Here is an 18,472-nt window from a genome sequence, read left to right as displayed (position 1 = left end):
AAATCGACCGGGGGTCCGCTTGTCCCGGGTTGGGCAACAGATGGCTGCCGGGTTGCAGGGCGGCCTTTCCCCGGACCGCGGATGCGCAGACAGCCGACAGCCGACAGCCGACAGCCGACAAGGGATTGAATAGGCACAAGACGGGTGGGCATCAGACACTTGGGCGGCAGGCCGGCAGCCACCGGAGACCCAGGCCAGGGACTGGTTAAACGAAAAGGTCCCTGACAGAACCACTTGGTTCTGTCAGGGACCTTCGTTCATCAACGTGCGCGAGGGGGGATTTGAACCCCCACGCCCTTTCGGACACTGGCACCTGAAGCCAGCGCGTCTGCCGTTCCGCCACTCGCGCGTTTTGCCGGTTTCCACCGTTTCCCTTACGGGTTTCAGTGGAACAGCGAGATCAAGCATATAGGACAGCTTGCCAAATTCCTAAACGGCCGGATGCAGGGCGGCGTGTTGACGTCCGGCGCCGCCCACCAAACCGTCCGGCCGCCCCTTGAACCCGCGGTTTTGCCCGGCGCCAGGGCATGGTGCGCGGACTCATCCCCGGGTAGGAATTCCAGCCCAAACAAGGCCCTCAATAAGGTCATTCCAAGCCGCGCCCAGTAGTATCGACGATGTGGATCGTTGCCCCACGTGCGGGCGACTGTTCCTTAACGCATGTTTTCATGCCGTGCAGGGACAGCCACGGGACCGAAGATTGCCGGTGGCCGCCACGTGCCACACCCAAACGAAAGGAGGAGACAGCATGGGACTGTTCGACAATGTTGAAAGAGGCATTGAAAAGGCAGTTCGCGGCGCCTTCTCCCGGGGTTCGAAGGCCCTGCAGCCCGTAGAGGTTGCCAGCGCCCTTCGCCGTGAACTTGATGACAAGGCCATGACTCTCGACGCCGGCCGCACCTTGGCGCCCAATGTGTTCAACATCCAGCTGGGCGACACCGACTTTGAACGAGCGCGCTCCTGGGGCGTGGCCCTCGCCGAGGAGCTCTGCGATGTTGTCATCAACCACTCACGCAGCCAGGGTTATGTATTGCAGGGCCCGGTCCGCGTCACGTTTAACCACGAGGCAGAGTTGCGGGCAGGCAATTTCGAGGTGGCCTCCGCCACCGAGAAGGAAAACCAGCCCTCCAGCCCCGCGACGCAGCGCCCGGCCCCGCCGCCGGCAGCCCCGGCACGCGCCCCCGTCCAGCCGAGGCAGCCGCCCGCTCCCATGTACAAGCGCCAGGAACCGGCTCCGCGGAAAGCCGTGCCCGCGGGCCGGCCCGTACTGGACATAGATGGCCAGCGGTACTCACTTAATGCCAGCTCCATCACTTTGGGCCGGTCGTCCGAGGCGGACATTCTCATTGACGACACGGGAGTCTCCCGGAAGCACCTGGAGATCCGCACCCGCGGAGGCGTCAGCACCGCCGTCGACCTTGGATCCACCAACGGCAGCTACGTCAATGGCAACAGGGTGCACGGCAGCGCCGAGCTGACCGACGGAACAACCATCACCATGGGCCGGACAGAGATCACCTTCCGCATCCTGCCGGCACGGAATGGCGGCCGCCCGTGAATGATCTCAGCCTGACAGTCACCATTTTGCGGTTCGGCTTCCTGATCCTGATGTGGGTCATGGTCTTCAGCGTTGTGGCTGCCATGCGCCGGGACCTGGTGATCGGCCGGAAGGCCAAGGTGGGCGCCCCCACGGCACGCCAGGCCCGCAGGCATCCTGAACTGGTCGAACAGCCCGCCCCCGCGAAGGCGCAGGCGCGCGAGCTCGTGGTGACTGAAGGGCCACTGACGGGAACCACGCTGGAGCTCTCCGGCACCCCCATCCTCTTGGGGCGGGCCCAGGAAGCCACGCTGGTGCTCGAGGACGACTACGCCTCGGGCCGCCACGCCAGGCTGTTTCCGCAGGGCACGCGCTGGTTCATTGAGGACCTGGGCTCCACCAACGGCACATACCTCGGCGGCACGCAATTGACGCGGGCACTGCCCGTTGAACTTGGCGTCCCGGTTCGGATCGGCAAAACGGTCATCGAATTGAGGCCGTAGGGATGACCGAACACCCGTTGATCCTGCGCTTTGCGGCAAGGTCGCACATGGGCCTGGTCCGGGCGAAGAATGACGACTCCGCGTATGCAGGCAGACACCTCGCCGTGGTTGCAGATGGCATGGGCGGGCACGCGGGAGGCGACGTTGCCAGCGCCTCGACGGTGCTGGACCTGATCCACCTGGACCGCGATGGATATGCAGGGGACGACCCCGGCACCCACCTGGCCGACGAAATCCAGACGGCCAATTCCCTCCTCTCGGAGCTGGTCCACGTCAATCCCAAGCTGGCCGGCATGGGCACCACTGTGACCGCACTCCTGCTGTCCGGGCGGCGCCTGGCCTACGCCCACATTGGTGACTCGCGGGCGTACCGGCTCAAGAACGGCGTCTTCGAGCAGATGAGTGCCGACCACACCTTCGTGCAGCGCATGATTGACGAAGGCCGGATGACCGAGGCCGAGGCCGAGGTCCATCCCCACAAGAACGTACTGATGCGGGTCCTGGGCGACGTGGATGCCTCCCCGGAACTGGACTTGAAATACTTCGACGCCGAACCCGGTGAGCGCTGGCTGCTGTGCTCCGACGGACTGAACTTTGTCCGCCACGAGACGGTGGAGGAAGTGGTCCGGCACACCAGCAACCTGGCGCACTGCGCCGAAACCCTCATTGACCTGACCCTGGCCGCCGGCTCCCCGGACAACGTCACCGTGGTGGTCTTCGACGTGGCCGAGGCCACCCCGGAGGACACCACCACCGCGGCGCTGGACACCATAGCGGGCAACGATGCTCCCGGCACCGTCCCCGACGAGCAGGACCTTCCCTCCCTCTCCCCGGTGCCTGCCGGCGGCGGGAACGGCGGCGGCGCACCGGGCGCGACGTCGTCCCCGGTTGCTGACTCGCCAGCCGGTCCCGATGCGGCCGCAGCAACCGGCGATGACGGCGGAGATGACGCGTCGGAGGGACTCGACGCCCACATTCGCGCCGCCGTGGTGCGCCTTGAACTGTCGCAACGCCCCCACGAACTCGTGGGGGCCGCCCTCACGGCTAATGCCGAAGGGAAGATCCCCCAGCTGGCCCGCCATCCCGCCACGCAGCGGGCTGCGACCGTCCTGACCCACAAGCCGGTCGAGGCTGCGCTGTCGGAGGACGAGACCGAGCAGTCCCTGCCCCGCGCCCGCTACCGGCGCTGGCTGTTTTCGATTGTGGGCGGTTTGGCAGCCATTGCCATCGTCGCCGGGGCCTGGGCTGCCTTCGCGTGGACGCAAACCCAGTATTTCGTGGGGGTCTCCCACGGCAACGTGGCCATCTTCCAGGGGGTGTCCCAAAACCTGGGCCCGATTCGCCTGTCCCATCTGCAGCGCGAGACCACCGTGTCCGTCACGTCCCTGCCGGAATATTCCCAGCAGCTGGTGGCCCAGACACTCCCGGCCGCCTCGCTCGGCGCCGCGGAGCAAATCATCAGCGACCTGCAACTGGGAACCGGCACCAGCACCCCGCCCTGCGCGCTGGTTCCGGCCACCCGTTCCCCCTTCGGCACGCCGGGCGGTACGGCTCCCACGTCCAAGGCGACGCCGAAGGCCACTGCGAAGGCAACAGCCACGCCGAAGCCGTCCCGCGGCGCCGTGAAACCGTCCGGCGCGGCGCCGGCGGCGTCCCCGACTTCGGCCACGCCGTCAGCCGCCCCCACATGCACCCCCGGAGGTGGACAATGAGCCAACTGATGACTGTTGCCAAGCCGCGCCGCAACATTGAACTGCTTTTGCTGGTCCTGGCCCTGGGCATGGGCGTCATGGCCAACGCCCTTGTCAATCTCAATCTGGGCCGGACCTTTGACAACGACTTCTACACCCAGGCAGCCGTGCTGGCCGGCCTGTCACTGGCCGTCCACGTAACACTGCGGTTCCGCGCAAAATATGCGGACCCGGTGATCTTGCCCGTCACGGTGGCGCTCAATGGTCTGGGGCTGGCAGTAATCCACCGTCTGGACATTGTCACGGGGGACACCGCCGGGCAGCGCCAGTGGCTCTGGACGGGTCTGGCGGTGGCCGCCGCGGTGTCGGTGCTCTGGCTGCTCAAGGACCACCGCGTCTTGCGCCGGTACACCTACATTTCCCTGGCACTCTCCGCCTTCCTGCTGATCCTGCCGCTGGTTCCGGGCATCTCGGCCGGCGACGTGAACGGGGCCACCGTCTGGATCAAGCTTGGGCCCTTCAGCTTCCAGCCCGGCGAGATTGCCAAGATCACCCTGGCCATATTCTTTGCCGGGTATCTTTCCTCCAACAGGGACCTGATCCTTCTGGCCGGCAAGAGGCTGGGCCGCCTGCAGTTGCCGAGGATTCGCGACCTCGGGCCCATGATTGTCGCGTGGATTGCCAGCGTGGGGGTGCTGGTGTTCCAGCACGACCTGGGCACGTCGATCCTGTTCTTCGGCCTGTTCATGGTCATGATCTACGTGGCCACCAGCCGCATCAGCTGGGTCTTCATCGGGCTGGTGCTGATGGCGGTGGGAGGGTATGCCGCGTACAGCATCTTCCCGCACGTGACCCGCCGGATCGACACCTGGATCCACGCGCTGGATCCCCAGTACATCGGGGCCAATGGCGGCAGCTTCCAGGTGGTTGAGGGCCTGTTTGGCATGGCCAACGGCGGGCTGCTGGGAACGGGCCTGGGCGAAGGTTCCCCGGACAGCGTCCCCCTGGCCAACAGCGACATGATCATCGCCAGCATTGGCGAGGAACTCGGGCTGGTGGGCCTGTTCGCCGTCGTGTGCCTCTATGCCCTGCTGATTGGGCGCGGCTTCCGTGCGGCGCTGGGCACCCGGGATTCCTTTGGCAAGCTGCTGGCCGTGGGGCTGTCGTTTGCCTTTGCGCTGCAGTGCTTCGTCATCATCGGCGGCGTCACCCGGCTCATCCCGCTGACCGGATTGACAACGCCGTTCCTTGCGGCCGGCGGTTCCTCCCTGCTGGCCAACTGGATCATCGTCGCGTTGCTACTGAAGATTTCCAATGCCGCCCGGAGGCCGGCCGAGTCGGCCGCCAAGCCCGATGACCAGTCCCGGAAGGAGGTGCCCGCATCATGAACCAGGCCATTCGAAATTCCTGGATCGTGGCCATCGCGCTGTTCGTTCTGCTCTTCGGCTCCATCTCCTATGTGCAGTTCTTCGACGCCGATTCGCTCAACGCCAACCCCAGCAACAACCGCCAGCTGTTGAAGACGTTCTGCAGCGACCGCGGCCCCATTCTGGTGGGCGGGCATCCCATTGCCGAATCCGTGGCCACGGATTCGGACTGCAAGTATCAGCGCAAGTACAACGACCCCCTGCTCTATGCGGGCCTGACCGGCTTCTTCAGCAAGTACGCCGGCCAGTACGGGTTGGAGTCCGCCATGCGCGACGAGCTGGCCGGCACGACCAACGAGGCCTTGTTCGACCGGATTTCACAGGCCTTCACCGGTGTCCGGCCGCAGGGGCAGTCGGTGGCGCTGACCATCGATCCGGCCATTCAAAAGATGGCCTACGACATGATCCCCGACGGCGTCGCCGGCTCCATCGTGGTCATGAACCCCAAGACGGGCGCCATCGTTGCCATGGTTTCCAAACCGTCCTACGACACCAACCTCATGGCCAGCCACGACCAGGCGTCCGTCGACGCGGCATACGCAAAGCTGGTCAATGTGCCCGGCATCGACCTGTTTGGTTCGGCGGCGTACAAGCAGACGTACGCGCCCGGCTCGGTCTTCAAGCTGGTCGACACGGCGGCCGCACTCGCGTCCGGGAAGTACAACAAGGACAGCGTGCTGCCCAATCCGGCGGCCATGAAGTTTCCCGGGATCGCCTATACGCTGCCCAACTACCTGTACGGCCAGTGCGACACGCAGGACAAGGCCAGCTTCACCTTTGCCCTCGAGAATTCGTGCAACACGCCGTTTGCCAGCATCGCCCTGGACCTGGGACAGGATGCCATCACGGCGCAGGCGGACAAGTTCGGCTTCAACGACAAGTCCCTGACCTTCCCGGATGCCGTCACGGGCAGCCAGTTCCCCGGCTCGTCGGGCAAACTGGACGGCCCGGCCCTGGCCCGCAGCGCGATCGGCCAGCAGGACGTGACGGCAACTCCGCTGCAAATCGCCATGATGACGGCGGCCATTGCCAATGACGGCAAGCAGATGAAGCCCAACCTGGTCCAGACCGTGCGGACACCTGACCTGAAGACGGTGGAAACCTTGAAGCCGGAAGTCCTGCGGCAGTCCACCACGCCGGAGATCGCCCACCAGATCAGGGACTGGATGGTCAGCGTCGTCGACAACGGCATTGCAGGTGCGGCCGCCGTTCCCGGCGTGCAGGTGGCCGGCAAAACCGGTACCGCGGAAGTCGGCAATACTGGTTTGAACAATGCATGGTTCACCGGCTTCGCGCCGGCCAATGATCCGCAGTACGTGGTCACCATCATGATGCCCAATGTTGACGTGCCGACCGGCGCGGCACTGACAAGTCCCAACGCAAGCAAACTCTTCAAGGCGGTGTTGAAAAAGTGAGGCCTACTTCAGGAATCACCTTAGGCGGCAGATTCCAACTCACCTCACGCATTGCCATCGGCGGCATGGGCGAAGTTTGGAAGGCGCAGGACCTGGTCCTGGGCCGCATTGTCGCGATCAAAATCCTCAAGGACGAATACACGGGGGATCCCGGCTTCAGGGCCCGCTTTCGTGCCGAGGCCAAGCACACGGCACTGTTGAACCATGTGGGGATCGCCAACGTCTTTGACTACGGTGAGGAGGACGGCTCGGCGTACCTGGTCATGGAACTGGTTCCCGGGGAGCCGCTCTCCGCCTTGATCGAACGCGAACACGTGCTGTCCGCCGATTGGACGCTGTCCATGATCGCCCAGACCGCGCGCGCCCTGTCCGTGGCGCACGCCCAGGGTCTGGTGCACCGCGACGTCAAGCCCGGCAACCTGCTCATCACCCCGGAAGGCCGGGTGAAAATCACCGACTTCGGCATCGCGCGCCTGGCCGACCAGGTGCCGCTGACCCAGACCGGCCAGGTCATGGGCACGGCCCAGTACCTGGCCCCCGAGCAGGCCACCGGACAGGTGGCCACCGGCTCCAGTGACATCTATTCACTCGGGATCATCGGATACGAGTGCATCACCGGCCACCGGCCGTTCTCCGGCGAGTCGCAGATTGCCATCGCCCTGGCGCAGGTCAACGACGCCCCGCCGCCGCTCCCGGACACCCTGCCCACACCGGTCCGCGCGCTGTTGATGTCCATGCTGGCCAAGGACCCGGCCAACCGGCCCGCCAACGCCCTGAAACTCGCCGAGGCCGCCGAGGCGATCCGGACCGGCAACATCACGGCTGCACACGCGGCCGTGCCGGGCATGCTCCTGTTCGAGGCCACCACGGGCCCCATCACGGCGCCCGTTGACATCAACGCCACGGCCCCCACCTCCGTGGTGGGCAGCGTGTCGGAGCCAAGCACGACGGCGCTTCCCCTGGTGGGCGCGGGAGTCGCCGCCGGGGCCGCCGCCACCCGCGCGGAGGCACTCGGCGCCGAACGCGCCTGGCATGATGACCCGGACGAGAATTCGCTGATGGGCGATCTTGATTCCGAGGAAACGTCCGACGAGCCCGTCAAGCGCGGCCGCAGTCCGTGGACGTGGCCGGCGGTCGCCTTGATCGCCCTCCTGCTGTTTGCCGTTGCGGCGCTGCTGCTGCAAAGCCTCGGAGTTTTCGACGGCACCCCGGCGGCCACGAAGTCCGCAGCCCCCACGGTGAGCTCCGCGCCCGCCACGACGCCGTCCGAAACGCCTTCCGAGACACCGACGCAGGAACCCACCACCGCGGCTCCGGCGACGGTGCTCATTTCCGCCGCCGAATTCCTGGGGAAACCCTTCGACGCCGTGCGGACGACGCTGGAACAGCGGGGGCTGAAGGTCAAGCGCGGGGACGATGTCTTCAATGCGGACGTTGCCGCCGGCGACGTCGCGGAGCTGTCGCCCACGGGCCCGCTGGCCCCGGGCACCGAAGTCACCGTCACCGTATCCAAGGGACCGGAAATGGCCACCGTGCCCTCCTTCCGCGGACAGAAGGCCGACGCCTATGACCAGGCCCTGACGGACGCCGGCTTCCTGCCCGCCCGGGCCGAGGAAGCCTCGGACACTGTTCCCGCCGGCACCGTGGCCCGGGTTGTTCCCACGGCCGGTTCACAGGCCGCCAAGGGGTCGATCGTGACCTACTACGTGTCAACCGGGCCGGCGGCGCCAACGGCGCCGCCCAACCCGCCGACCGCGACCCCCACGAAATAACAGCACCGCCACCCCGCCCGAACCGCCAAGCAAGTGAAAGGACACTGACACCATGAATGTTCCCCGCGTCGTCAGTGGACGGTACGAGATTGGCGAACTGCTGGGCCGCGGTGGCATGGCGGATGTGTACATGGCCCGCGACCTGCGGCTGGGCCGCACCGTGGCCATCAAGCTGCTGCGCGGCGACGTGGCCCGGGATGCACAGCTGAAGGCCCGTTTCCGGCGGGAGGCCCAGGCTGTGGCGGGGCTCAACCACCCCTCGATTGTCGCCGTCTATGACACCGGGGAACACTTTAGCGGCGATCCCCTCGGCGACGGCGCCAAGCTGCCCTACATCGTCATGGAGTACGTGAGCCGCAAGACCTTGCGGGACCTGGTGCGTGCGGACTCGATCACCATGGACCAGGCGATCGACTTCACGCTGGGTGTCCTCTCCGCGCTGGAATACAGCCACCGCGCGGGAATCGTCCACCGGGACATCAAGCCGGCCAACGTCATGGTGGTGGAGGATGCCGAGGGCCATCCCGGCGGCGTGAAGGTCATGGACTTTGGCATCGCCCGCACCCTCTCCGACTCGGCCGCCACCATGACCCAGACCCAGACGGTCATGGGCACCGCCCAGTACCTGTCGCCGGAACAGGCGCGGGGCGAGTCCGTGGACGCCCGCAGCGACCTGTATTCGGCGGGCTGCCTGTTTTACGAAATGCTGGCCGGGCGGCCGCCGTTCACGGGCGATTCGCCCGTCTCCGTGGCTTACCAGCACGTGCGGGAGCTTCCTCCGCCGCCGAGCTCGTTCAAGCCGGAGGTGTCCCCGGCGTTGGACAGTGTCCTGCTGAAGGCGCTGCAGAAGGACCGCAAGGACCGCTTCCAGGATGCCGCGTCCTTCCGGCGGGCGCTCCGGGCCGCCCGGACGGGGGTCACGCTGGCCTCCCCCGTGGTCCCCGCCGTCACGGACCCCCTGGACGCCGTGGCCGCCCCGGTCCCCCGGCCCCTGGCTGCCTCGCCGGTGGCCGTGGCCGCCGCGGGAGGGTACGACGACGGCGGCCCGGCCACCCGCGCCATGGCGAAGGTTTTGGCGGGAGGCGCCCTGACGACCGACGACGGCGGTGCCTCCGAAGGGCCCGAGGAACCCGACCGCGGTGTCAGGCGCCGCCGCCGGGCCTGGGTGCTGACGCTGTTCGTGTTCCTGGCGATGATTTTGGCCGGCGGGGGGTACATTGGCTGGAACCTGCTGAACGCCAAGCCGCCCCCTCCGGTGCAGGTGAGCATCCCGGACGTGGCCAAAATGAATGAGATCGACGCGACCACCAAGCTGCTGGAGGCCGGGCTAGACCCGAAGCCCACGACGGAATATTCGCAGTCCGTCGCGGCCGGCGACGTGATCGGGACGGACCCCCCCAGCGGGGGCCTGCTGTCCGTGCACTCCTCCATCGTGCTGCTCGTGTCCAAGGGGCCCTCGGAGGTCAAGATCCCGACGGACCTGGCGGGACGGACGGAGTCCGAGGTCCGGGCGGAGCTGTCCACCCTCAACCTGGTCTTCGAGCCCAACGACTTTGTTGACGATCCGACCATCCAGGCGAACCTGGTGGTGACCACGGACCCCAAGCCGGGTGAAACCGTACCGGTGGGGCAGAGGATCACCCTGAAAATCTCTACCGGGGAGGTGGCCATGCCGTCCCTGTTCGACCTGACCGCGGACCCGGCCAAGGTGCAGCAGGCCGTCAGGGACGCCCTCCACAAGGCATCCCCGCTGCTTCAGGCCACCTTTGAATACCAGACCAACACGGCCGTGGCACCCGGAATGGTCACGGGGCAGTCGGAGAGTGCCGGCACCGAGGTGCCGCAGAGGACCCTCATCACGGTCACCCTTGCCAAGGCCCCGGAGAAACCGACGCCAACGCCCACCCCGCCCAAGAAGGGCAGGCAGCCCACGACGCCGCCAACGCCCCGGGGGCACTGAGGCGGGTGCCGGTCAGTTGTTGATGAGGGGGCTGAGGGTTGCCGCGTGCGCGGCAGCACCCTTCAATCCGACGGTTTCAAGCCAGTTCCCGACCATTTGGTAGCCGCCCTCGGTCAGGACCGATTCCGGATGGAACTGCACACCACACAGGGGCGCCGATTTGTGGGCCAGGCCCATGACCACGCCGTCCGCCGTTTCAGCCGTCACTTCCAGCACCTCCGGAATGCTCTCCCGGACCGCGGCCAGCGAATGGTAGCGGGTGGCCGTGACGGGGCTGGCCAGCCCGGCGAAAAGGCCGCTGCCATGGTGGAAGACGCTGCTGGTCTTTCCGTGCATGAGCTGTTCGGCGTGGGTGACCACCCCGCCGTAGGCCTCCGCGAGGGCCTGGTGGCCAAGGCAGACGCCGAACATCGGCTTGGCGTTTTCACCGCACCAGCGGATCAGCTCGATGCAGATGCCGGCCTCGGCCGGCGTGCCGGGCCCGGGGGAAACCAGGACCCCGTCACGCGCCGTGGCGAGCTCAACAGCCTCAGCCATGGTGACGTCGTCGTTCCTGACAACTGTGGTTTCGGCGCCAAGCTGCTGGAGATACCCCACCAGGGTGTAAACGAAGCTGTCGTAATTGTCGATCACCAAAATGCGTGTGGTCATGGCTGGGAACTACCACCAATCGTTGAATCGTTGAGCGGGTTGAATTGGTTCAACCACGGGAAGACGAACTGCATCAGGAGCAGGACGGCCGCGGCGATGAGCAGGGCGGAAGTGAGAATGCGGCACCACAGGGGCCCCGGCAGGCGGCGAAAGATCCATCCGTACACGGCTACCGCCCCTTCGCCCGGGTGGCGGCCACGAGGCTTGCGATGGCCGCGGGCGGGCCGGCGCTTGCAGGCCGCCAGGCTTCCATGACGGAGTAGGCAATGATCCTTTCGGCGGATCCGAACCGGGGGTTGCAGCTGGTCATGGTCAGGAACCGCTCAGTGGGCCTGGCGCCGGGCCGGGTGGGCACGGGCAGGAGGACGTCGGTTTGGGTGGGCAGCACAATCTCATTATTGCGGAAAACGTAGGTGTAGTAGCCGGCCCTGGTTTGGACGTAGATCCTGTCTCCCGGGACGAGCGTGTGGATGGCATCCAACACGGCTCCGTGCGTCTGCCGGTGGCCGGCGATGGCGAAGTTTCCGACGGCCCCCGGCATGGCCGAGGATTCGTACCTGCCAAGTCCCAGCGTGTTGAGCTGCTCCGGCGCCGTGCCGTCCACCAGGGGCCTGTTGTAGTCCTTGCCGAACCGGGGAATGTACACCACGCCCAACACAGTCCCCGGGGTGTTAACCTCCGCCGCCACCACGGGCGCCCCATGGTCCCCGGACGCCGGGCCCGGCGCGGCCACGGGCGCCACGGGGCCGCTGGCGTCACGCACAAACGTGGCGACGGCGCGCTGCTGGGCGTTGTCGGCGTCGATGTTGGTCCACCACAACTCCCACACCACAAACAACAACAAGACCAGCCCGGCCGTGACCAGCAGTTCCCCCGCCACCTGGACCACGGTCCGGACGACGCTCCGCGCCGGCCCGGCATGTTCTGGCATACGGACCACGCGGTGGACACTCCTTGTCGGGTTGTCAGGCGACTTGTCGGGCGACTTGTCAGGCGACGGCTGGGCCGGTGCAATCCGCGGTTCGGCAATTGCAGCTAGAATTACGTCAACAATACCGGCAGTTCAGCGCCGCGGAAGAACTTTCCCGGCACACCGCTGGCTTGGGCAGCCGTCCAAGCAACAGCGAGTCAGCTGCCTGAACACCCACGTCGAGGAGTGCCACAGTGCCCGAGTCCAAACCGCGCCGCCGCCCCACCAAGGGTCCTGCCCAAACGTCGTCTTCCAAGGCACAGCAGCCAAACGCGGCATGGTTCCTTCCGGTCATGGTGACCTTGATGCTCGTGGGCCTGTTCTGGATCATCACCTACTACATCTCTGACGGCAAATTCCCGATTCCGAACATCAATAACTGGAACATCGGCATCGGCTTTGCCATTGCCCTTGCGGGCTTCATGATGACCACCCGCTGGCGCAGCTAGGGCCTACTCCTCCACCTCACCGGCGTCGCCGTAGTCGCCGCTGACATAGTCGCCCCTGGGCTCGGCGGTCCCGTGCCCCGGGACGTCGCCGGCGCTGCCGTAGTCCGCTTCCACGTACCTCCCGCTGGCGTCGTCCGGGTCTGCGCCTTCAGAACCGGTGCGGCCATAGTCACCCTCGACGTACTGGCCCTGGCCATCCGCGGCGTGGTGGCCGGGCTCCGATCCCGCCTTGCCGTAAACGCCTTCAACGTAGCGTCCCCGGTCCTCCTCCGGCTCGTTCCCGCTGCCATCACGCGCCTGCCCGCCTGATTCGTTCCCGAACATTGCTCCACCCAACTTCCCACGGTTTCCTTGCGGCTGCCGAGGCCGGCGGCCTGGCTCATGGCCTGTGTATTTTCAGTCTAGGCTGCACACGCCGTTCGGGCACAGGGTGCACGGGCGGACAAAAGCCCCCGCGGGGGAGGCGGGGGCTTTTGCCTGCTGCCCTGTGGCAGCCAGCTGGGGGACTTGGCTGCCACGCTTTCCCCTTTGCACGGTGGCATTGGAGAGTCTGGTCCCCGCCAGTGTCCGGAGGTTGGTCCGGCCAGCCGACAGGCCGCACGCCTGGCGGGGCGTGCTCCTTAAGGCTAGGGACCGCCGGGGCTGCGATCTCGAGTGGTGTCCACTCTATTTTTGGAGGACCAGCCACTCTAGCCCGCGGGCCGCTACCCGCTAGCGTGCGGTTGCGCCCGCGTCGGCCCTTTGGCTTTCCCGCACCAGGGCCGCGAGTTGTTCCCTGGACTGAAGGTCCAGCTTGATAAAGGTCCGGTAGAGGTGTCCCTCGACGGTGCGCAGTGACACTCCCAGCTGCTCGGCGATGGAATTGTTGGATTCCCCCTCGGCGACGAGTTGTGCAATCTCAAGTTCGCGCCGCGTCATTTGCGGGAGGTCGTTGGACTTGAAGACGGGTGACACCAGTCCGGGCAGTTTGTCCCGCATGGAAATGGCCCTGGTGCCGGTCTTCCGGCTGTTTTGTACCTTGCCATCGTCCGCGTAGCCCCGTTGGGCAAGCGTGGCGAGCTCGGCGGCAATCAACTCGAAGCCGTGTCCCATGGCGGTGGTGCTGGCCAGGTCCAGGGCATCAGGGTCACCCGAGAGGAGGGCGTGGGCCCATTGGCGGTAAAAGTCCCTGTAACCGGATTCAAGGATGTCGGCGACTTCGGCCAGACGGCCGGCCTCCGAGGTGTCACCGATGCGGACCAGGAGCGTCAGCACGGTCAGTTCCGTTCCCGCATAGCCCAGGGCCTGGCAATCTGCCCGGAGTTCCTTCAGCCGGCGGGTGCCGTCCTGCGGATTCCCGGCCATGGCGGCCGCGGCGGCCGCAAAGGCCGTGCCCTCCAGCTGGTAGAACCTGCTGCCACGGCGTTCCACGGCGTGGAACTGCTCGAGCCGCTCCCTGGCCCCGGGAGCATCGCCCCGCAGCGCCAGGCAGTATGCGAACAGCCCCAGGGCCGTGGGGAGGACCAGCCAGGGGTCGTAGTCGATAAGCGCGGCGACTGCGGGACGCAGGGATGCCAGTGCCTCGTCGATGTGTCCGAGCTTGCTCCGCGCCATGGCCGCGCCCAGGTCGCGGAGTCCTCCGGCGAACAGCATCAGGTCGGGGTTGATGAACACGGAGGGATCCAGGGACTCCCTGACCAGTTCCCAGTTCCCGTCGTAAATGAAGGCCGCCACTGCGCGGGCATAGGCCAACAGGGCGATGTCCGGCCGTGGGAACCCGTCGTCGCTTTGCAGCTCGGCAATGACCTCGCGGGCGAGCCTGGTGGCCGATGTCAGACGCCCGGTGGTGGCGAGAATCTCGCACATCATGGACTTCAGGAGGGTCTGGTCAATGCGGTTGGCACACAGGGGATGCGCCAACAGCCCGCCGAGGCGCCTGGACGCCTCGGCGGCGTTGCCCAAGGTCAATTCCTTCGTCGCCTGCAAAATCATGACGTCAATCGCGGGCCGGTCCGCCTCCGGGCCCAGGGCCACCGGGCCGAACCTGCCCTCATAGGTGGCAAGCCCGGCAGCAAAGTGGGACTCGTACTCGCGGTCGGCAAAGTAGGCGAGGTGGACGGCCCGGAGGGCGGCAGCTCCGGCGTCGGCCGTGCGTGCCAGCTCCAGGCTCTTGGCGGCCAGCGTGCGCGCCTGGTCCACCCAGTTGTGGTTGAGGTGCGCGATGGACCGCTGCGCCAGAAGGGCCGCCGAATGCTGGGCGGAGACATGCAGGCTGCTGAACTGCATGGCGTCGTTGAGCCGCAGGTGCTGGTTGGCCATGGCAGCCGCAGCGACGATTCGGCCGTCCTCAACCGGCAGCCCACAGTCGAGCGTCCACCGCGTGAAGTTGATGACCATGTCCGCTCCGGCATCCGGGCCGGGAACAAGCACGTTGGACACGTCGGCAAGGAGGCGGCGGCTCCGTCCAATGGGCACCATGTGCCGGATGGGTCCGGCCGTGGCGGGTCGGGAGAGTCCCATCATGAGGGTCGCGCCGGGAGAGATGCTCACCAGATCCCGCTGCTGGATGTCGTCGATGGTGTCCGTGCCCGTCAGATCCAGCAGCACGTCCAACGGGAGCGGGCCGGCCAGTGCCAGAATTTCAATCATCCGCCGGGAGTCCGGCTCCAGCTGGTCAAGGTCCATCTGGAGGAAATCGCGTGATTCGGTGCCGAGGTGGTCGCCCGGATGGTCAAGCACCCAGACCCCGTCCACCTGCTGCAGGGTCCCCTCTTCCAGGGCGCCGGAAACCAGCCCCTTGAGGACCAGCGGGTTCCCGGCGGACCTGCTGGAGAGGTAGTCGGCAGCGGCAATGGACACGGTGCCGCCCAGGACGTCCCCGATGAATTTTTGGACGTCCGCGGACTTCAGCGGGGCCAGCTCGAAGCGGGCCAGGTAGCCGTCGCGCCATAGTTCACGCAGGTGGGTGCGGTGGCCGCCCGGGTGGTCCACCAGGATCAGCTTGGCCTCGGTGGACATGACCACCTGGGTGATGACGGCCGCGCTTTGGCCGTCCAGGTATTCGCCGTTGTCCACGAGAAGGAACACCCTGTTGCCGGTCGCCACGGCCGCCTCGACCTGGTCCATCAGGCCCTGCAACACGGCGTAAAAGTCACTGCTGCGAATCAGGTCCTGCCCGATCCGGGCGTTGACTGCCCCAAAAGGCACGGAGGACAGGGCCTGGCTGGGGGACAGCCTGATGGTGGTGCAGCCGGGGTCCAGGGCCTCCATGACCCGTCCCAGCATCCAGGTCTTGCCTGCGCCGTGCGGTCCTACGATGAGGACGCCCCTTGACGAGCGGTCCTTGAGTTGCGCAACAATGTCATCCACGTCAGCCCGGCGCGCCATGCGTTTCCCCCCTCCTGCACCATGTCCGCAGCGTGCTCCGGAAACGGCAGTCCCCATATGCGGCTGAATCATTCTCAAAGTCCCGCCGCATGCCCCGCCCTTATTCTATGGACGAGCCACCTATTAGTCGACATGTTAGGGGTTGTGACTGACATTACCGCCATGTGTCCATCGACAAGGCATCGTTGTTCACACCTTGTCCCCATACTTATCCACAGTGTGGGTATCTTTCCACAAGCCGTAGAACACTTATCCACCGGCGTTGACAACTTTCGCAGGCTGTCCACAGGCGGTCTTCGAAAACTGTGGTCTCGGCAGTTGTTCACAAGGTTATCCACAGAAGTGGATAACCTTGGGCAAGGTGGGTCTCACGCTGCACAAATTTCCCGCCGCAAAGTAATCCACAGCTGTGGAATTACATGTGTGTAACTTATACCCATTGTGAATAACGCTGTGGAAAAGCCTTGTTCGATGGATTTTCAGTTACTAGAACTACAGCTCTGTAAGTTATGCCCATGTGTGGACAGTCCTGTGGACAAGTCCGGATGCGTGGGACGATGGAACCATGGAAATCACCGGCCCGCTCGAATCCCAACAGTTTTCCCCCCAGGAGCCGGGCCAGGCCGACATCGACGAATACCGCCGTCTCAGCGCGGAGCAGGCGGCCGGAGTGGGGGTTGTCAGCACTGTGTGGCGGAAGCGCGACTACGCCGCGACGGTGAGCGCCTACCTGTCAGTGTCCTACGACCCTCCGACAATGCTGGTCAGCCTCTACGAGGGGTCAAGGATTGCCCAGGCCGTTGCCGCGTCGGGCCAATGGGCGCTGACGCTGCTTGCGGCCGGCCAGCGCAGGCAGGCAAATTGGCTCGCGAGCCCGGGTGCGCCGATCGAGGGCCTGTTGTCGCAGGTGCCGTTCCGGCGCGGACCGGCAACGGGCTGTGCCGTCCTGGACGGCGGTCTGGCCTATTTTGAGTTGGCAACCACGGCTGTGCACGAGGAGGCGACCCACCTGCTGGTGATCGGACAGGTGGTTTCCATGGGCAGCGCCACCGTTCGGCAGCCGGCCATGTCGCCGCTGCTGCACTATGCCGGGGACTACCGGAGCATCCAGCCGCAGTAGCCCCGGACCGGACCGCCGAATGCGGGCCCGACGTCAGCCGATGGTGAAGGCAGGGAACGTCGACACCTTGTACAGGGTCAGCCCCACCATGATCAATACGACGGTGGCCATGCCGCCCCACTGGATGATGTTGCGGTTCTTGACGGGTGCGTAGGCAACGACTGCGGCGCACAATGCGCCGGCCACGAGTCCGCCGAGATGTGCCTGCCAGGCGATGCCGGGGATGAAAAAGCCCAGGGCCGCGTTGATGACCAACAGGACGATGATGGCTCGGAGGTCGCCGCCGCGCTTGCGCTGCACCACGAACAATGCCCCAAACAAGCCAAAGATGGCGCCCGACGCACCCACCACGGTCGTGTCGATGGGGGTCATCAACAGGACGCCAACCGAACCCGCCAGGGCGCTGATGAAATAAATGGCCACAAAGCGGGCGCGGCCGAACGCCGGTTCCAGGGCCTGGCCCAGAATCCAGAGCGCGTACATGTTAAAGGCAATGTGCATGATGTTCGTGGAGTGCAGGAACGCCGAGGTGACCATGCGCCACGGTTCGCTCTCCGTATAGAAGGGCGCATACGCGAACATCCGGAAGACGAGGCCGTTCGGGATGACCAGGTCCAGCACATAGGCCGCAACGCAGATGGCCATCATGGTGAGCGTGACCACGGGACGGCCCGTCCGCACGGCGCCGCCAAAGATGGTCCGTCGCGCCGGCATGTTCCTGGCGGTTTCGCGCACGCAGTCCACGCACTGCACGCCGACGGCGGCGCTGCGCTGGCATTCCGGGCACGTGGGCCGTCCGCACCGCTGGCAGCTCACATAGGAGACCCTGTCGGGGTGGCGGGGGCAGACTGGGGCGCCGGCTGGGGCACCGGCGCCCGGAAGCGGAAGGCTCATGGCTTGGATCCTCGTAACGGGATGGAAAAGTTAGTGGCCGCCGGCGGTAGGACCGCAGGGCGCGCGGGCCCTGCAAGCCGTGCCGCCGGCGGCCGGATGATTCGAAGGAGTGCTTAGACGTTCTCCACCGTGATGGAGTTGATGACAACGTCCTCGCGCGGCTTGTCGCCGGGACCCGTGGCTACGCTTTCAATGGCGTCAACAACGGCCTTGGATCCCGCGTCCACCACTTCGCCGAAGATGGTGTGCTTGCCCTGGAGCCAGCCGGTGGGGATGGTGGTGATGAAGAACTGCGAGCCGTTCGTGCCGCGCCCGCCCTGGAGGCCGGCGTTGGCCATGGCCAGCTTGTACGGCTCGTTAAAGTTCAGTTCGGGGTGGATTTCATCGTCGAACTGGTAGCCGGGCCCGCCCACGCCGCGGCCCAGGGGATCGCCGGCCTGGATCATGAAGTCCTTGATGATGCGGTGGAAAATAGTCCCGTTGTACAGGGGGGCGTTGGACTTTTCATTGGTGGCGGGGTGGGTCCATTCGATTTCACCGGTGGCCAGGCCCACAAAGTTTTTGACGGTCTTGGGCGCGTGGTTGCCAAAGAGCAATACCTCGATGTCGCCCAGGCTCGTGCTGATGGTTGCTTTTGCGGTTGGGGTAGCAGTCATGGCGCCATTCTGCCACGCCAAACTGGCAATTTTCCTCCCGGGTGCCTGCATTCCGCGCCGG

The 18,472-nt window shown here is 65.9% G+C and carries 15 protein-coding genes and 1 tRNA gene; 9 read left to right on the top strand and 7 right to left on the bottom strand.

Translation table 11 applies throughout. The features are described from left to right. Positions 1-266: 266 nt before the first annotated feature. Positions 267-349, bottom strand: a tRNA-Leu gene (locus G6034_RS17185). A gap of 399 nt (positions 350-748) precedes the next feature. On the opposite strand from G6034_RS17185, the gene G6034_RS17180 reads away from it, so the two are divergent. The 7 genes from G6034_RS17180 to pknB are packed head-to-tail and all read left to right on the top strand — an operon-like array spanning position 749 to position 10,305. Further along, positions 749-1,558: an FHA domain-containing protein gene (locus G6034_RS17180; protein ID WP_176636330.1), complete on the top strand. Its 810-nt coding sequence runs from the start codon at positions 749-751 to the stop codon at positions 1,556-1,558. Further along, positions 1,555-2,040, top strand: coding sequence for an FHA domain-containing protein FhaB/FipA (locus G6034_RS17175; protein WP_343038136.1), 486 nt, complete (start codon positions 1,555-1,557; stop codon positions 2,038-2,040). The genes G6034_RS17180 and G6034_RS17175 overlap by 4 nt, the downstream gene beginning before the upstream one ends. A 2-nt stretch (positions 2,041-2,042) precedes the next feature. Continuing rightward, positions 2,043-3,752: a PP2C family protein-serine/threonine phosphatase gene (locus tag G6034_RS17170; protein ID WP_176636329.1), complete on the top strand. Its 1,710-nt coding sequence runs from the start codon at positions 2,043-2,045 to the stop codon at positions 3,750-3,752. After that, positions 3,749-5,119 carry an FtsW/RodA/SpoVE family cell cycle protein gene (locus tag G6034_RS17165; protein ID WP_176636328.1) on the top strand — a complete coding sequence of 457 codons (1,371 nt, stop codon included), beginning with the start codon at positions 3,749-3,751 and terminating at the stop codon, positions 5,117-5,119. The genes G6034_RS17170 and G6034_RS17165 overlap by 4 nt, the downstream gene beginning before the upstream one ends. Further along, on the top strand, positions 5,116-6,573 hold the full coding sequence (locus tag G6034_RS17160; RefSeq protein WP_176636327.1) for a peptidoglycan D,D-transpeptidase FtsI family protein: 1,458 nt from the start codon (positions 5,116-5,118) through the stop codon (positions 6,571-6,573). The genes G6034_RS17165 and G6034_RS17160 overlap by 4 nt, the downstream gene beginning before the upstream one ends. After that, positions 6,570-8,345, top strand: a complete 1,776-nt coding sequence (locus tag G6034_RS17155; protein WP_176636326.1) for a protein kinase domain-containing protein — start codon at positions 6,570-6,572, stop codon at positions 8,343-8,345. Before G6034_RS17160 ends, G6034_RS17155 begins: the two co-directional genes overlap by 4 nt. Before the next feature lie 52 nt (positions 8,346-8,397). Continuing rightward, the gene (pknB, locus tag G6034_RS17150) at positions 8,398-10,305 is read left to right on the top strand and encodes a Stk1 family PASTA domain-containing Ser/Thr kinase (protein ID WP_176636325.1); all 1,908 of its coding nucleotides are present in this window, start codon (positions 8,398-8,400) and stop codon (positions 10,303-10,305) included. A gap of 12 nt (positions 10,306-10,317) precedes the next feature. On the opposite strand, the gene G6034_RS17145 is transcribed toward pknB, so the two are convergent. Both G6034_RS17145 and G6034_RS17135 read right to left on the bottom strand, forming a co-directional pair. Beyond that, positions 10,318-10,956 (bottom strand): anthranilate synthase component II, encoded by a 639-nt coding sequence (locus G6034_RS17145; RefSeq protein ID WP_176636324.1) that lies wholly within the window; start codon positions 10,954-10,956, stop codon positions 10,318-10,320. A gap of 169 nt (positions 10,957-11,125) precedes the next feature. Beyond that, positions 11,126-11,887, bottom strand: coding sequence for a class E sortase (locus tag G6034_RS17135; protein WP_176636334.1), 762 nt, complete (start codon positions 11,885-11,887; stop codon positions 11,126-11,128). Positions 11,888-12,120: 233 nt separating this feature from the next. Here G6034_RS17135 and G6034_RS17130 point away from each other — a divergent pair, with 233 nt between their 5' ends. Further along, the gene (locus tag G6034_RS17130) at positions 12,121-12,375 is read left to right on the top strand and encodes a cell division protein CrgA (protein WP_176636322.1); all 255 of its coding nucleotides are present in this window, start codon (positions 12,121-12,123) and stop codon (positions 12,373-12,375) included. Between the two features lie 3 nt (positions 12,376-12,378). Here the strand turns inward: G6034_RS17130 and G6034_RS17125 are convergent, their stop codons facing one another. Next, positions 12,379-12,699 carry a hypothetical protein gene (locus G6034_RS17125; protein ID WP_176636321.1) on the bottom strand — a complete coding sequence of 107 codons (321 nt, stop codon included), beginning with the start codon at positions 12,697-12,699 and terminating at the stop codon, positions 12,379-12,381. A gap of 387 nt (positions 12,700-13,086) precedes the next feature. Further along, positions 13,087-15,741, bottom strand: a complete 2,655-nt coding sequence (locus tag G6034_RS17120; protein WP_176636320.1) for a helix-turn-helix domain-containing protein — start codon at positions 15,739-15,741, stop codon at positions 13,087-13,089. A 565-nt stretch (positions 15,742-16,306) separates the two neighbouring features. Between G6034_RS17120 and G6034_RS17115 the strand changes: the two genes are divergently transcribed. Next, on the top strand, positions 16,307-16,861 hold the full coding sequence (locus G6034_RS17115) for a flavin reductase family protein (RefSeq protein WP_176636319.1): 555 nt from the start codon (positions 16,307-16,309) through the stop codon (positions 16,859-16,861). Positions 16,862-16,894: 33 nt separating this feature from the next. Here the strand turns inward: G6034_RS17115 and G6034_RS17110 are convergent, their stop codons facing one another. Together G6034_RS17110 and G6034_RS17105 are read right to left on the bottom strand one after the other, a co-directional pair. Then, positions 16,895-17,755, bottom strand: coding sequence for a rhomboid family intramembrane serine protease (locus G6034_RS17110; RefSeq protein WP_176636318.1), 861 nt, complete (start codon positions 17,753-17,755; stop codon positions 16,895-16,897). 113 nt (positions 17,756-17,868) lie between these two features. Further along, positions 17,869-18,411, bottom strand: coding sequence for a peptidylprolyl isomerase (locus G6034_RS17105; RefSeq protein ID WP_176636317.1), 543 nt, complete (start codon positions 18,409-18,411; stop codon positions 17,869-17,871). Between the last annotated feature and the right edge of the window lie 61 nt (positions 18,412-18,472).

The sequence above is a fragment of the Arthrobacter wenxiniae genome, assembly GCF_013376105.1.
GTDB classification, from domain to species: Bacteria; Actinomycetota; Actinomycetes; order Actinomycetales; family Micrococcaceae; genus Specibacter; species Specibacter wenxiniae.
This window is presented reverse-complemented; position numbering and strand designations above follow the sequence as displayed.